The organism is Pseudomonadota bacterium (genome assembly GCA_022361155.1).
In the GTDB taxonomy this organism is placed as follows: domain Bacteria; phylum Myxococcota_A; class Polyangia; order Polyangiales; family JAKSBK01; genus JAKSBK01.
Window position 1 is genome coordinate 1 of the sequence record JAKSBK010000141.1, and the last position, 14,205, is coordinate 14,205.

A 14,205-nucleotide genomic window follows, 5' to 3' on the forward strand; every position below is an offset into this window, starting at 1 on the left:
CAATGGAGCGAAGGAATCTCAGAGGAAGCCGCGGATGAGCCGGGCGGCTGGACTGTCGCTGGCTCGGAGTTGGCAGAGCAGCGGGCTTTCGAGGGCGGAGTTCTGCCGCCGGGAGCGGCTTGAAACACACGTGCTGCGGTACTGGGTGAGGCAGCTGGGTCGTAAGGCAAAGGGCGGGCGAGCCGAGAGGTCCGACGCAGGGCTGCCGGGTGGGCACGGTTTTGTCGTGGTCTCGACGCCGAGCGAGGACAGGGCGCTGGACGCGTCTTTGCGACAAGGCCCGCCAGCGTCCTCGGCGGAGCCGGGTGCCAAGGCGGTCGTGGTTGTGGTTCCGTTGCAGCAGGGCAGCACAGCGTTGGCCCGGACACTACGCGCGGTATTGGAAGAGGCGAGCCCATGATCCCCTCAGGCACGAAGGTGTACTTCGCTGTTGCGCCGGCCGATCTTCGACGCAGCTTCGATGGTTTGTCTGCACTGGCGCTGAGCGCGCTGCACAAGGACCCTACGCAAGGTGGGCTCTTTGTGTTTCTCAACAAGCGTGCCAACCAGGTGCGCGTTCTTTTCCGTGATCCACACGGCGTATGCATCCTGGCCAAGCGACTTGACGGTGGGCGTTTCAGAAGGCCGCGGATGAAGGACGGTTGTTTCTGTTGGGAGTTGGATGCATCCACTCTGATGAGTTTTCTGGACGATATTGACATTTCGCGCGTCCACAGTAGACGCACAAAACCTGTTTCAGTCCGCCATCTTGAAATTGTCAAAGACACGCTGAAATGATGCTTGCACTGTGATCCAGGTTGACGTACACGAGTGCTTGTGGCTGCGACGAGCACCGCCAAGGCAACCAAGGGCACGAAGCACCAGAGCATGGATCTGGTGCGGATGCGGGACGTGCTCGAGGAGTTGGCAAGCCGCAAGGACCGCAGCGCGCTTCTCGATGTGGTCTTCGGCGTACTGCAACAAGCCGAAGCGGTGATCGAAAACCAAGCCGTTGAGATCGAACAACTACGCAAGCAACTGTTCGGCCGGCGCAGCGAAAAGGTCTCCCCGAATCAGCTCAGCTTGTTTGCTCGCGTACTGGGCGCGATGGCTGAGCAGCACGCCGAGCAAGGTCCAGAAAAAGCGGCCGAGCCGCAGCGTGAAAACAAAAAGAAGAAGCGCAGGTCCAAGCGCCGTGACCTCAAACCCACACAGCGTCACGAGATACTCGTCCCGGCCGAAGAGCGACCTTGCCCTCAGTGCGGTCAAGCGCGATGCACGCTGGGCCATGAGCGTAGCCTCGTCATCGAGTACACCCCGCCCAAGATCGATGTCATCGAATACTTGCGTGAGAAGGTCGTATGCCGCGCATGCGAAGCAGAGATCACGCTCGCACCGCAGCCGGCAGAGCGATTGATCGACCGCGCGCTGCCAGGTCCCCAGATCCTGGCTGCGCTTACCGTCCATAAGGGTGTGGATGGGCTGCCGCTCAACCGAACGCATAAGATCTTCGCCCGCAGCGGCCTGGACATTCCGATTCAAACCCTCAACCGCTGGGAGGGTTTCGCGCACCAGCTTCTTGAGCCCGTGATCGGAGCGATTCACAAGGCTGTGCTTGGCGCGGACACCATCAACCTCGACGATACCGGCTTGCGCGTTCGCGACCCCACCCTCGATCCGGGCATCCTGGGGGGCCACATCTGGGTCTTCGTCGCCCGCAAATACGACCCAGGCGGAGACCTGAAAAAGACCCAGGAGTTGGTCTTCTATTCGTATGCGCCGACCTGGGAAGCGAAATACCCAGAGCAGTTCCTGCAAGGCTGTCCCGCAGTGCTGCAGGGGGATGCCTATCGAGGCTACGAACGCATCGCAGACCCCAACCGTGGCGATGCCGTGCACAAGCTGCTCGCAGGGTGCTGCATGCACGCGCGGCGGCCGTTCGTGCAGGCGCTCGAGGCCAAAGACCCGGCTGCCATCTTCTTCGTGGAGCGCTTTCAGGCCCTGTACCGAGTCGAAACCGAAGCACGCGCGCAAGGCTTGACGGCCGGACAGAGGCTCGAGCTGCGCAAGCAAGACAGCCTCCCCATCCTGCAACAACTCAAAGCGCGCGCAAGAGAGCTTCAACCGCTGCCGCTCGCAAAGCCCATGAAGACCGGCGTCACCTATCTGCTCAACCAATGGGACAAGCTCTTGGTCCCCTTTACGCACGATGGTCGGCTCGAGATCGATAACGGATCCGCTGAACGCCGGCTTCGCCGTGTGGCTTCCGGGAGGAAGTCGTGGTTCTTTGCCGGCTCCCAGGGTGGCGCCGAACGCCTCGCCGGAATCTTGTCCCTGGTCTCCAGCGCCGAGGCCGCCGGCGTCGACCCCGGCAGCTACATCGCCGACATCCTCCCCCGGCTCGAATCCTGGCCACATCGACGGCTCGACGAGCTGCTCCCCCATCGCTGGCGAGCGCTTATCGAGCAGCGTGCAAAGTAGAGCACCAAAACTCGGCCCACGGCTCCAATCCGAACGGGGTGTGCAGCCCATACCCCTTCAACTACACGAGGTCAGCCGAGCCAACCAGATGCACCCCACGGGATGCTTACTTTGATAAGCTTGATCGACGTCGAGATCGAGACGACCCGTTAGAAGGCTGCGCCGGGCGCCTCGGCAGTCACGTTGCCGGGCAAGGGCAAACGCAAGGGCATGAAAGGCATCACGGACCGCTCGAAGCTCTTCGGGTCACACGGCCACATGGTCGAGGTGCGTGGTTGGCTCAGGCGTTCGGCTTTCTTGGCGTTGATCCTGGCGCTGGCGGGCCTGCTGCTCGGGCCTGTTGTGGCTCGGCACGCGCGCGCGGGAGCGCTATTGAAGCAAGCGCTCGGCATGGACAACGGCGAGGGGCTGGCAGACTGGGTGTTGCGGCCGGTCAACACCCGAATGACTTCGGGGCTGGAGGCTTGGGGGGTGTCGCGCGTTCGCCTCTACTCGCCAGAGGAGGGGCGGGGTCTGCCAGGGCTCGTGCTCATCCATGGGGTCCACGCGCAGGGCATCGAGGAAGTGACGTTTTGTCGTTTCGCTCGCGCGATGAGCGCCGCGGGCGTAGTGGTTCAGACACCCGAGCTGGTGGAGCTGACGAGGCATCGGATCCGTCCGACTACCGTGGGGGCGATCGGGGCCAGTGCCAGTCAGCTGGCACGCGAGCTCGGTCGCTCGCAGGTTGGTGTCATGGGGATCAGCTTTGGGGGTGGCTTGGCGCTGCTGGCGGCTGCCGATCCGGACATGGGCCGAGCGATCGGCGTGGTGGTAACGCTCGGCGCGCACCACGATCTCCTGAGGTTGGCAGCGCACTACGCTGGAGAGACGACCCGATCACCCGCTGGCGAGGTTCACCGAGGCCCACCAAAGCGCTTCGGCCTGCTGACCATGTTCCACGCCTATGCCGAGCAATTCTTCGAAGCCGAGGAGCAGGCTCGGGCGCAGCGGGCTCTCGCTGCGGCACTGCGCGGCATGCGCAACGAGGCCAATGCGATCGGAAGCAGCCTGAGCCCGCAGGGGCAGCAGGTTCTGAGCGTCATGCTGGGAGATCCCGTGAGAGCGGGTCGGCTGCTTATGGACGGCGTTCAGCGCAACCAGGCAGCCCTGCGCGCGTTGTCACCAAGCGGCAAGCTGTCCGGCCTGCCGGCGGCCACGTTCCTGTTGCACGGCGCAGACGATCCGGTCATTCCCGCCGTGGAAACACAGTGGCTGAAACGAGAAGTACCGGCAGCAGCGCTCCAAGAAGCGCTTGTCACCACGGCACTCTCACACACCGATCGCCGAGGGCTTGGGGCGAAAGCGCGAGACCCCGAGGCAGTGTGGCGCCTTGTGAGCTTCACCGCGCACGTGCTCGGGGAGCTCGAAAAGCTCGAATGAGCAAGGAGCCGCAGCGAAACCATGCGTGCAGGGCTACCCCGAGCCGCCCGAGCCACGATGGAACTCGACAACGGAGCGGCACCTGTTCCACGTAGCGGCTCGAGCTTGAAGGTGACGGTCTCTGGCGCCGGTTACGCTGCGCATCTGCATGCCCGTAGGGAAGGGCATAACGTGGTACATAGGCAAGGGACAGGGATAGGCTCCGACGGCTCGCTGACTCTCTTGCAGGGTTCGCAGGCGCTCGACGTCTTGTGTTGGGAGCCGGGCCTCGGCGGCTCGAGGCACCGATTCGGAGGCAAGCAGCTTCCGAGGTCTGGGCGCTTTATCTACGTGATGCGATGCCCTTCGAGGACAGCGCCGGCACCCTGTGTTTCGGACCCTAGGAGCTTGCCACCACGTGGGGGCGCCGCATCGGACCATCGGGATCCGCCCTCCGGCCGCGGATGGCGGAAAGATCGAAGCGCTGATGCCTTCGAGAAGCTAGCAGTTCGTTCCGCCGGAACGACCGCGGCGCTCGCGCTGGTGTGTATGCTGCTCACCCTGGGAAGCTGTCCGCTTGCGGCTCAGGCCGGGCGAGACCTTGGACTCGAACCGTCTCGTGCCGCCGGGCTTGGAAGCGGCGAGCTGATCTTGGCCTGGTCGAGCTTCGGGGCCGGGCTTGCGGGAGCGCAGGTTTTCGAGTCGATGCTCGTCCCCTCGCGCCCACGATGGCGTGGCGGCTGGGGTCCAGACGATGCCTTGCGCGACGCCTTGCGCTGGGGCTCGATCACCACGGCGGAGCGTGTCAGCTCTGGCTGGACGTTGAGCGTGGTGCTTGGGGGCTTGTTCATGGCGCCGCTCGGGTCCGAGCACCCGTACGGTCACCAAGCAGCCCTCGTGGCCGAGGCCGCCGGCTTCACAGCGTTGGCGACGGGGCTCATCAAGGCAGCGGTGGGGCGCCAGCGCCCCTACGCGCGCTTTGCCACGCGTGCTTCGCGCGGTCGCAACGACAACGCCTCTTTCCCGAGCGGCGACACCAGCTGGAGCTTTGCCGTTGCGGTCTCGAACGCCAGCTTGCTCGGCCGCGAGCATCCCGAGCAGGCGCCGCTCATCTGGGCGAGCAGCCTGAGCGCTGCCGGCATCGCCGGCTACCTGCGCCTTGCCGCCGATCGACACTATCTCAGCGACGTCATGGCCGGCGCAGCACTCGGCAGCGCGTTCGGCCTGCTCGTGCCCCTCCTGCACTACGATACCTATTTCGGCAGTAGTGACCGGCGCCGCAAAGCACGAATCTTGGTACTGCCAGCGGCTGCCCCACAGCTCCGGGTCACCGGCCGCTTCTGAAGTCCCGGGATCAGCTGCCGTCGCCTGTCAAGGGGCGCAGGGTCCGGTCCTGGGCCGGAACTTGGCACGGAGTCGGGATCGCGATCGCTGTCATCGGCCTCGGTCCCCTGTCTCCTGAGCCCGCCGTCCTCCAACGTTGAGGAGCGTCTTGTCGAGAAGCGAGGAATCTATAACTCTTGCCACCAACATCGTCTCGGCCCCTCCGCCGGGCCAAGAGAGGTAAGAGCATGCAACTAGCGAGCAAAACCTGTGTACCGTGCCGGGGCGGTGTGCCGCCGCTCAAGGGCCAGGAGCTCACCGACCTTGCCAGGCAGCTCGACGAGGGCTGGCAAGTCGTCGGCGAGCATCATCTGCAGAAGGAATACCAGTTCGCCGACTTTGCCGGCGCGCTCGCGTACGTGAACCGTATCGGAGCCATCGCCGAGGAGCAGGGACACCATCCGGACATCTACCTCGCCTGGGGCAAGGTACGAACCGAGATCTGGACCCACAAGATCAACGGTCTCACCGAGAGCGACTTCATTCTCGCCGCCAAGTTCGACGAAGTCCAGGGCTAGTACAACGGTCCGGAAAACTCGATCCGAGTTTCCGGACCGTTGTGCCCGAATCGACAAAGCAGTCCACGGATAGACTGGTGGCCGCTTCGGGTTTCGGAGCCGGCCCTCGCCAGCCCTGGGGCCGGCTCCGGAACCCGGAACGAACTTATGATTCGTGGTACTGGTACCGCTTGCCAGGGGTTGTGATCGATTGGCGTCGAGGGCTGTCGGTCGCTGGCAAGGCGCACCGACGATGACTGCGGTTCATTTCGATGCTGTGCAGCGCATATTCGAGGAGGTGCAACACCGCCAGCGGCCGTCAGAGCCGGCGGGAATCCATCATGATCCCTGGCAAGCGGTACCAGGGCAATGTCAAAGTGGGCTGCCACGTCACGGTCGATCTTGACACCGTGTAGGCGGGCAGCTTAGCTTGCCCATGTCTTGCAGGCACGCTGTGGAGGCCAATGCGCTTCGGAAAGGCGCGCTCCGGGGCGTGGAAATGTGCGCTGCGGTAGGGCGCGCTTTGAAAATGTGCGCTGCGGTAAGGAGTAATGCACTTCGGACTGAGAAAGCATGTAGCGACAGCGCTGACCTTGGCGGGCGGATTGCTGGCGTCGGTGTGGGGAGGCGTTACCGGCTGCGCCACCCCAGGGGTAGGCGATCCGTGCTTGCCTGAGAAGGTGCCGGCAGGCGGTTTCAGCGACAACGAAACCTACATCGAGACAAGCTCTGTTCAGTGCCAGACGCGAGTCTGCATCGTCTATAAGCTCAGCGGAGACCCCACACTGCCCCCAGGCCAAGGGGGACCACCCGCTGAAGAAGTGGCAAAGAGGGTCTATTGCAGCTGCCGCTGCAGGTCTAGCGATCCGCGCTTTGCCACCTGCAAGTGTCCGGGCGACTACACGTGTCGTCAAACCCTCGAGTTAGGTGGTCCGGGCATCCAAGGCCATTACTGCGTCAAGAAGGCGGGCTAGGAGAGACCAAGGTGCCGGGACGCGGCTCGGCCCCCGGCCGCACCGAACTGGGTTGTCGCGCGGAGGAGCTCGTCGCAAGGGGCTTGGAAGCGCAAGGATACCTGATTGTCGGCCGCAACGTCCGGGTGGGGCGCCTCGAGCTCGACATTATCGCACGGCGCGGTCGGACTCTGATCGTGTGTGAAGTCAGGGCTCGACGAGACGCCCGCTGGGTCCATCCAGCAGAAACCATCGACTCGCGCAAGCAGAGCCGCATCCGACAGGCGACGGCACGCTGGTTGGCAGTCGCGAGTCTCGGACCGGTTCGAGTTCGGTTTGACGCCGCGGCCGTGGTCTTCGACGTGCCAGAGGGGCGCGTGCAGTACTATGAGAATGCGTTCTAGCTCATACCCAGGTTCTGGCGGATTTGACGCAGGGTCTCGATGATCTCTGGATCGCCCCCTTGGGCCCGCAGCTCCGCGATCAAGGAATCGATTCGGCGCAAATTACCCGCCTCGCGCGCGCGCAGGCTCTCCGCCATCTCCTCGAACGCCTGGAACAGGTTGCGAAGCTCGTCTCCCCTGCGCAAGCCGGGCGGCTCGGTGTCCAAGCGACCGTCGCGCACCTGGCGTAGCAGCCGGGAGATACGGTGCGCCGGCCCGACCACGCGATGTGTGATCACAATCCCGGTAACACCAACAGCCAACGAAAGCACGGCTATGCCGGCAACGATGGCCAGCAACACGAGGCTGTCTGCGCGCCGCGCCTCCTGCTCCAAGAAAGCGGCAAGCTCCGGGCCGACCTCGCCTTGCTGCTGCAACTGCATGATGGTCATGAGCTCGGTCTGCCCCGTGGAGTACTCGTAGGCGAGCAACCCCAGTACAGCCGCCACGGCGACCGTCACGAGCATCACCATGCCCGTGTATTTCAGCTGGAAACGCGCGTCCAGAATGAAGTTGCGCAGCCTGCGTCGGGCCGCTCGCTCCTCGGAGACCTTCACAACGTCGCCCACCGTTTGCGTGTCTGGCATCCTCGACTCCGAGTCCTGGTGCGTTCTAGTGTTGAGCCGATGCGAGCGCTTGCGGCAACCTGCGCAAGGCTCCCCGGTAGGCACCCTCGATCGCCTTGCCGCCGTCGGAAGACCCGTGGACAGTGGCAGCACCGCGCAGGACAGCTTTCATGTTGCGCTCCGGGTAGGTGTTGACGACGATCGATACGACTGCCCGCACCGATCCGGCACGGCGGCGCTCGAGACTCACGACGGAGCTGTCCAGATAGTACCCCCTGAGCGCCTTTCGCTCGATGACCCTCTTGGCTGCTCGCCGGCTCTCATGCTCGGGAGCGACCACCACGCCCTCCATTTTGTGCAGGGCCCGCTCGAGGAACGAGCGCGCGTGCAGCAAGGTCGATCGGTCCACCGAGGCAACGCGACTGCCGGGCATGCCTACCCCTACGTAGTAGCGACCGCCGCCATGCAATGACGCAGGCGGCCCCTCCGAGCCCGGCGCCCCGCCGCGAGGGGACGAAGCGGCTTGGCGCCCGTCGGCGCTGCGCATGCGGGCCAGGGCCGAATCTACCGCTTTACGCACTGCTGCCTCTCGATCGCCACGAGCTCGCCGCAACGAAGCCAACGCCAGCGGACCACCGTGCACGCCCAGCGCGCTGGCCGCCGCAGCACGAACCGCTGGGTGCCGGTCCGCGAGCGCGCCCTCCAGTGCTCGCAAAACGGCCTCATCCGAGGATCCCCTTCCCAGTGCCACCGCGGCCTGGGCTCGAACACGAAACTGGCCTGACGAACGCAAGAGCCGGATGAGATACTCGCTGCGCGGATCGGCAAGCCCCACCGATACCGTCATGCCGATGGCCGCACACAACGCCGTGCAGAACGACACCACGCTCACTGGACGGCAAGCACGCATCAGCCACCGGCCTCTGGCCCAACCAACCGCTGCGGGCTATGCCGCACGCCACTTCGGGCGCCAGCAACGGCTCGAGCTCTAGCCAACTGTGGGTCTGCACTTGTGCCAGCCACCGTCTTCACCTGGTATCGTACCCTGCAAGCGCAACAACACCCAGGCCGGGCAGTGTGGCGGCGTAGTTGTGTTGACAACAGAATTGGCCGCAACTCATGTATGCAAGTACGGCGGGACCGACCGGTTGAGTATAGGGGACTGGGAGTGTCTTCAAGATCGGACCGAGAGCCCGAGGATGCTCGGAATCCCTAGCCGTAATACAGGTGCCGGTCGCGACTCGCGTGCTCGGGGCTGGCTCGAGCTCGTTTGGGCTACGGGCCTGCTGATGGCCCCCGCGAGCCCGCACCCTGTGGGCGCGCAGCCGATGGTTCGCGTCAAGGCCCGCTGCCGCCTGAGCATCGAAGTCGCACGGGTCGCGACCAACGGCGCCACCATCACCGCTCGACTCACCGACAGCAACGGCCTGCCGCTGGTTGCGCGCCGCATAGAAGGGGCCGTGCTCGGGCCGGGCGCGGTCGGACGCAAGCGCAACCTCGAGCAACCAACCGACCCCGAGGGCAAGGTCCGATTCAAGCTGCGATCGCTCGCTGGTCGCTTTCGCGCTCGTCTCAGTTTCGGGGGAGACCGATTGTACGAACCCTGCGGCGGTGAGCTGCTCTTCGACCCAAAACGTGTCCCCGTGCGACTCGTGCCCCCGCACGAGCCAGTTAGGGTGGATCTGGTACGCGCAGAGCAGCGGGTTCGGGTTCGGGTCCTGTCCGAACTCGACCCTGCAGGGGTTGAAGTCCGGCTGCTCGACCAGCGCGGGACCGAGCTTGCCAAGGCACGAGCGACTTCGGCGGGCGTGGCGGTCCTGCGCGTACCCACGCGCTTGCTGGGTGGCGCAGGTAGGACGACTCTTACCCTTCGTACCCGCGATGATGGCCGACGCCAGGGAGCTCGAGCGTCGATGGCGGTGGTGAAGACCGCCCCGGTCCGACTCACGCTTCGCGGCGCGGGCACGAGCGCGCTCGCGGGCGAAACGATCGGCGCTAGCGGCCTTCTGAGCAGCGGCGGCTCGGGGCTGCCCGGCATGACGGTGGAGTTGTTTGAAGACGACTCGTTCCGGCTCGCTACACTGTCAACGGATGCACGAGGCGGATTTCGCACCAAGCTCGCGCTGGCAACCGATCGGGTCGGACGGTTTCAGATCACAGCCAGATTCGAGAGCGACGTGCCATGGCTGGCCTCTGCGCGATCAGAGCCCTGGCAGCTACGGGTGCGCGCGTCCCCACACCCCAAGGACCCTCTTTGGCTCGCCCTGGTCGCGGCCGTAGCAGGGGCAGCCTGGCTGCTCATGGCACGCAAGGAGCTCCGCGACCCCGCACGAAGCAAGCGACTGCCGTCGAACGAGGAGGCGGGTGTAGGATACGGTCCACGAGGCACGCTGCGTCGAGCGAACCAGTACTCGATAGCGGGCGTGGTTCAGGAACTTGTGGCGCCAGCGCCTGTGAGTGGAGCCTGTATAGGCTTGACTTACGAGGGAGCAGCGAGCGCCGCCTCGACCGATACGCCAACGCAGATCACAAAGGTGGATCCTGTCGAAGTACGCTGCAACGAGACCGGTCGCTTCCACGTCGAACGACTTCTCGCTGGAATCTGGCAGCTGAATGCGGAAGCGCCGGGCTTCGCTCCGACTCGGGCCACGCTCGTGATTCCCCACCGGGGCGAGCTTGCCCAGCTCCGAGTCACCCTGGAGAGTCTGCGTCAGCGTGCACTGCAACCGTTTCGTCGTGTGGCTTGCCTTGTTCTGAGCTCGGCCTCGCTATGGAACCACCGCACGCCACGGGAGGTGCTCGAGGCAGCGCGTGCCCGCGACTGGCTGGACAGCGACCTGGAGGAACTCACACGCATGGTCGAGGTGGCGGCCTACGCAGAGCTGCCCCCGAGCCGCGAGCTGATCGCGAGGATTGAACAGCACGCAACCCGATTCCTCGCCACCCGAGCTCCGCATCATTGACTGAGGCAGGGGGGCATCTATAGTCTGACCCGCACTGCATGGGATCGATTGCATCGGATTGATCAAGTATGGACTTGGCACTGCCCCTGGTCGTCCTCGCGCTCCTGCTAGCCGTCGGCATCGGCGTGCTGCTCGCTTCCAAGCGCAAGGTCCTGCCTCCGCCTCGCACATCTCGAGACGCAGGAACGCAACCGCTCGCTGAAACAAAAGCAGGCGACGCGGCAAAGCCGAGCGAGCAACCGGGGGCGACGACACCGGGAGCCGAACCGGCGCTGCAAGCGGATCGCGCTGCAACACCCGCCACACCGGATGGGGAGCCGGGCCCGCCGGGCCCGCAGGAGAGCGAAACGCCTGAACGTCGCGCGAGCGACGAGCAGCAACGACTTGCCCTCAAGAAAGGGCTCTCGACCACCAGGTCCGGTCTGATCTCGCGCCTCGCCAAGCTGTTCACCGGCAACTATCGGATCGAGCCCGCGCTGCTGGATGCGGTCGAGGAGGTACTGATCAGCGCGGACGTCGGCACCAAAACCACAGCGAAACTGCTCGATAAGCTGCGCGAACGGGCCGAGGCGGGTGAGCTCTCCAGCGAAGAGCAGATCTGGCTTGCGCTGAAAGATGAGGCAAGGGCGCTGCTTTCCTCGAACGGCGCTGGTCCCAGAGCACTTGGCAGCGAGCGGCCGGCTGTAATCGTCGTGGTTGGGGTCAACGGGGCAGGCAAGACGACCACGATCGGCAAGCTGGCGAGCAAGTTCCAGGAGCAGGGCAAGCGGGTGCTGCTAGCCGCGGCGGACACGTTTCGGGCAGCAGCGGTCTTGCAGCTGGAGGTTTGGGGGCGCAGAGTGGGTTGCCCCGTTGTCAAGGGCAAGGAACGCGCGGATCCCGGCTCGGTGGTGTTCGAAGCGATCAACCGGGCAGCGCGCGAGGACTTCGACATTGTCATCGCCGATACCGCGGGCCGACTGCATACCAAAGTACCTTTGATGGATGAGCTCAAGAAGGTGCATCGGACCGCGATGAAGGCGCTCGGCGGCCGACCGCCCGACGAGGTGCTCTTGGTGCTTGACTCCACGACCGGGCAGAACGCCATTCAACAGGCACACACATTCAGGCAAGCGCTCGATATCAGCGGCATCGTGCTTACCAAGCTCGACGGCACCGCCAAGGGCGGAGTGATCCTCGGGATCGCGGACGAGCACAGCGTGCCGGTTCGCTACATCGGGCTTGGCGAGGGCGTCGAGGATCTGCGCGAGTTCGAGGCCGGACAGTTCGCCGAAGTGCTTTTTGCCAAACCGGACAGCGAGTGCATTGCCGCCTAGTACCACCAACCATGAGCTCGGACGCCCGAGAGCAGACAGCGCGGAGGCACCCGGTACGCGTTGCTTGCGACCGGGGAGGCGTTGCTCGCGTAGCTGCGTGCATGATATAGTCGGCTCGCTTTCGTTTCTATGCCCTTTATCTCGTAATTTCATGGAGTTGCAGCAGTGGGGCCCCGCTGCTCGCCAGCAATGCCAGAGCCCTCGCGCGGAGCAAGCATGAAGCGAGTTCTTGAACAGCCTGTGGCTGCACGGCACTACAGCACGATCCTGGGCGCCGGGTGCGCCGCCTGCATCGCATGGGGTGTGCCTGACGGCGCGCTTGCACAAGACATGTCTTTCGATCTGGAAGACGTCGAGGCCGAGCAGGAAGAGCGCAGAGCGGAGAAGCCCAAGAAGAAGCGCGAAGCCGCAAAGAAACCCAGAAGGGCAGAACCCGCCGGCGACGTGCTGTCGGAAATCATCGCCGAGGGTGAGGGCGAGGAAGAGGGCGCCGAAGAAGCACGCGAGCACCACGCCGAGGTCGTCGAAGAGGTGTATGCGGTGCAGCAGATCTACGCGCTGCGCAACGGGCGGCTGGAGCTGGCGCCTTCGATAGCGTTCACCGTCAACGATCAGTACATGTCCCACAACTCGCTAGCCGCCGCCCTGAACTTGTGGATCACCAACGTGCTGGCGGTCGGCGCTAATCTGCTCTGGTATCAGGGGTTCGAGAACGAATCGCTGCTGAACTTCTCCATCCGGCGTTCCACCCGCCTGGCAGTCCCTATCACCGAATACCAGCTAGGCGCCCATCTCAACTTCACGTACGTCCCGATATACGGCAAGTTCTCGATGTTCAACGAGTACCTGTTCCAGTACGATTCGTATCTGATCGGCGGCGTGGGGATGATGCGGACAAGGCCCGTCGCGGTCGTCGATCCAGCCATCCGCAACTTCTCTTTCGACTGGCGCGTATCGTTCAACGTGGGCGTAGGCATACGGGTCTTCGTCACCCGATACCTGACCTTCTTCGCGGAGCTCCGTGACTACATCTATCTGGAGCGACTAGAAAACCTGAGCGTGGCGCTGGGACCGGGCCGGCCGAACCCCGATACATGGATCGATCAGACCAACACGCTGACAAACAACGTTGCAATCCATCTCGGGCTCACGCTCTTCTTCCCGTTCACCTTCGAGTACACCAAGCCAAAGTAGCGTGGGTGCATAACGTGATCAGGATCATCAAGCGTCCGCTTTTACCCGTCGCGATGCTCACAGCCTTCGCGGCCCACTCTCCGTCGCCAGGCGCCGCCCAAGATGTTCAAATCTCGGGGCCTCTTGCCGGAGCCCCCTCCGTGATGGGGCTGCGATTGTATCGGCAGGGCCGCGTGCAGTTCCAACCGCTCGCCGGGATCACCCTGCAAGACCAGTTCAGCCGCACCGTTCTGGCCGGCGGTTCGGCGAGCTACCACCTGAGCGACTGGCTTGGCATCGGAGTCTGGGGAGGGTACGGCGTAGCGTCTCTTGACACGTATTTGACAACCGAGGTGCAGATAAAGGGCCAGCCCCACGAACGCAACGTGCTCAGCCTGCCGGACCCAAGTGTCTTCCCACAACAGGTGGGACGCATCAAGTGGGTGGGTGTAGCCCAGGCCCTGTTTATTCCCCTGCGGGGCAAGATGGGGCTATTCGAGAAAGTGTTCATCGATACAGACTTCTACCTCGGCGCCGGCGTGGCCTTTGTGGGCGTGGAAGAACGTGGCGAAGCCACGGCCGCTCAGTTCGCAGCCTGCGGGACGGACTTCGTCAGTCTGAGCACCTGCGTTAGGAGTCAGATCCTCGCGGGCCGGACCCCGCGCTCGACCATCGCGCCGACCTTTTCCGCTGGGCTGACCCTGTACCTCTCCGGTGCGGTCTCGCTCACGCTGGAGTGGCGCGCCCTACCCTTTGCCTGGAACACGTCCGGCACCGACGAAGCTGGAGCGCTCGGCGCTTTCCCGGACGGGGCCATCGACGCGAGGGACCGTCTTTCCCATTTCAATCACATGGTAAGCGTCGGGCTCGGGCTCTCGCTGCCCAGCAGTGTCAAGATCTGGATGCCGGACAGCTAGTACCTCGCCACAGGAATCCTGATCGTTTGGCCCCAGCCCTGGCGCCCGCTGGCGGCGTTGGGACCTCCTCGAATATGCGCTGCACAGCATCGAAATGAACCGCAGTCTTCGTCGGTCCGCCTTGCCAGCGAGCCCC

General features: G+C 64.3%; 15 protein-coding genes. 13 read left to right on the top strand and 2 right to left on the bottom strand.

Features of this window, described 5'->3' with window-relative positions:
- The first annotated feature begins 34 nt into the window (after positions 1-34).
- From MJD61_04765 to MJD61_04800, 8 genes are all read left to right on the top strand, one after another.
- Positions 35-400, top strand: coding sequence for a hypothetical protein (locus tag MJD61_04765; protein MCG8554588.1), 366 nt, complete (start codon positions 35-37; stop codon positions 398-400).
- On the top strand, positions 397-777 hold the full coding sequence (tnpB, locus tag MJD61_04770; protein ID MCG8554589.1) for an IS66 family insertion sequence element accessory protein TnpB: 381 nt from the start codon (positions 397-399) through the stop codon (positions 775-777). Before MJD61_04765 ends, tnpB begins: the two co-directional genes overlap by 4 nt.
- 39 nt (positions 778-816) lie before the next feature.
- Positions 817-2,460: an IS66 family transposase gene (locus tag MJD61_04775; protein ID MCG8554590.1), complete on the top strand. Its 1,644-nt coding sequence runs from the start codon at positions 817-819 to the stop codon at positions 2,458-2,460.
- A gap of 210 nt (positions 2,461-2,670) precedes the next feature.
- On the top strand, positions 2,671-3,879 hold the full coding sequence (locus tag MJD61_04780; protein ID MCG8554591.1) for a hypothetical protein: 1,209 nt from the start codon (positions 2,671-2,673) through the stop codon (positions 3,877-3,879).
- Between the two features lie 528 nt (positions 3,880-4,407).
- Positions 4,408-5,202: a phosphatase PAP2 family protein gene (locus MJD61_04785; GenBank protein MCG8554592.1), complete on the top strand. Its 795-nt coding sequence runs from the start codon at positions 4,408-4,410 to the stop codon at positions 5,200-5,202.
- Positions 5,203-5,429: 227 nt separating this feature from the next.
- Positions 5,430-5,759, top strand: coding sequence for a 4a-hydroxytetrahydrobiopterin dehydratase (locus MJD61_04790; GenBank protein ID MCG8554593.1), 330 nt, complete (start codon positions 5,430-5,432; stop codon positions 5,757-5,759).
- 530 nt (positions 5,760-6,289) lie between these two features.
- The gene (locus MJD61_04795) at positions 6,290-6,712 is read left to right on the top strand and encodes a hypothetical protein (GenBank protein MCG8554594.1); all 423 of its coding nucleotides are present in this window, start codon (positions 6,290-6,292) and stop codon (positions 6,710-6,712) included.
- An 11-nt stretch (positions 6,713-6,723) separates the two neighbouring features.
- Positions 6,724-7,095, top strand: coding sequence for a YraN family protein (locus MJD61_04800; protein ID MCG8554595.1), 372 nt, complete (start codon positions 6,724-6,726; stop codon positions 7,093-7,095).
- Here the strand turns inward: MJD61_04800 and MJD61_04805 are convergent.
- Positions 7,092-7,721: a HAMP domain-containing protein gene (locus MJD61_04805; GenBank protein MCG8554596.1), complete on the bottom strand. Its 630-nt coding sequence runs from the start codon at positions 7,719-7,721 to the stop codon at positions 7,092-7,094. The two genes, MJD61_04800 and MJD61_04805, sit on opposite strands and share 4 nt — an antisense overlap.
- Positions 7,722-7,746: 25 nt before the next feature.
- On the bottom strand, positions 7,747-8,547 hold the full coding sequence (locus MJD61_04810) for a HEAT repeat domain-containing protein (protein MCG8554597.1): 801 nt from the start codon (positions 8,545-8,547) through the stop codon (positions 7,747-7,749).
- A 4-nt stretch (positions 8,548-8,551) separates the two neighbouring features.
- Here MJD61_04810 and MJD61_04815 point away from each other — a divergent pair, with 4 nt between their 5' ends.
- The 5 genes from MJD61_04815 (at position 8,552) to MJD61_04835 (ending at position 14,069) form a co-directional block, all read left to right on the top strand.
- The gene (locus MJD61_04815) at positions 8,552-8,692 is read left to right on the top strand and encodes a hypothetical protein (protein MCG8554598.1); all 141 of its coding nucleotides are present in this window, start codon (positions 8,552-8,554) and stop codon (positions 8,690-8,692) included.
- Positions 8,693-8,989: 297 nt separating this feature from the next.
- Positions 8,990-10,663, top strand: coding sequence for a carboxypeptidase-like regulatory domain-containing protein (locus tag MJD61_04820; protein MCG8554599.1), 1,674 nt, complete (start codon positions 8,990-8,992; stop codon positions 10,661-10,663).
- Positions 10,664-10,731: 68 nt separating this feature from the next.
- Entirely contained in the window at positions 10,732-11,979 is a 1,248-nt protein-coding gene (gene ftsY / locus MJD61_04825; protein MCG8554600.1) for a signal recognition particle-docking protein FtsY, read from the top strand.
- Between the two features lie 216 nt (positions 11,980-12,195).
- A complete protein-coding gene (locus MJD61_04830; protein ID MCG8554601.1) occupies positions 12,196-13,173 on the top strand; it encodes an outer membrane beta-barrel domain-containing protein in 978 nt (325 codons plus the stop codon).
- Between the two features lie 140 nt (positions 13,174-13,313).
- Positions 13,314-14,069: a hypothetical protein gene (locus tag MJD61_04835; GenBank protein ID MCG8554602.1), complete on the top strand. Its 756-nt coding sequence runs from the start codon at positions 13,314-13,316 to the stop codon at positions 14,067-14,069.
- Positions 14,070-14,205: the final 136 nt, after the last annotated feature.

What these genes read in the sequence shown, in the direction of transcription:
- MJD61_04780 (MCG8554591.1), top strand. Translation starts at nt 2,671, where the DNA reads ATGAAAGGCATCACGGACCGCTCGAAGCTCTTCGGGTCACACGGCCAC.
- MJD61_04805 (MCG8554596.1), bottom strand. Translation starts at nt 7,721, where the DNA reads ATGCCAGACACGCAAACGGTGGGCGACGTTGTGAAGGTCTCCGAGGAG.
- MJD61_04795 (MCG8554594.1), top strand. Translation starts at nt 6,290, where the DNA reads ATGCACTTCGGACTGAGAAAGCATGTAGCGACAGCGCTGACCTTGGCG.
- ftsY (MCG8554600.1), top strand. Translation starts at nt 10,732, where the DNA reads ATGGACTTGGCACTGCCCCTGGTCGTCCTCGCGCTCCTGCTAGCCGTC.
- MJD61_04810 (MCG8554597.1), bottom strand. Translation starts at nt 8,547, where the DNA reads ATGACGGTATCGGTGGGGCTTGCCGATCCGCGCAGCGAGTATCTCATC.
- MJD61_04785 (MCG8554592.1), top strand. Translation starts at nt 4,408, where the DNA reads ATGCTGCTCACCCTGGGAAGCTGTCCGCTTGCGGCTCAGGCCGGGCGA.
- MJD61_04820 (MCG8554599.1), top strand. Translation starts at nt 8,990, where the DNA reads ATGGCCCCCGCGAGCCCGCACCCTGTGGGCGCGCAGCCGATGGTTCGC.
- MJD61_04830 (MCG8554601.1), top strand. Translation starts at nt 12,196, where the DNA reads ATGAAGCGAGTTCTTGAACAGCCTGTGGCTGCACGGCACTACAGCACG.
- MJD61_04790 (MCG8554593.1), top strand. Translation starts at nt 5,430, where the DNA reads ATGCAACTAGCGAGCAAAACCTGTGTACCGTGCCGGGGCGGTGTGCCG.
- MJD61_04815 (MCG8554598.1), top strand. Translation starts at nt 8,552, where the DNA reads ATGGCCGCACACAACGCCGTGCAGAACGACACCACGCTCACTGGACGG.
- tnpB (MCG8554589.1), top strand. Translation starts at nt 397, where the DNA reads ATGATCCCCTCAGGCACGAAGGTGTACTTCGCTGTTGCGCCGGCCGAT.
- MJD61_04765 (MCG8554588.1), top strand. Translation starts at nt 35, where the DNA reads ATGAGCCGGGCGGCTGGACTGTCGCTGGCTCGGAGTTGGCAGAGCAGC.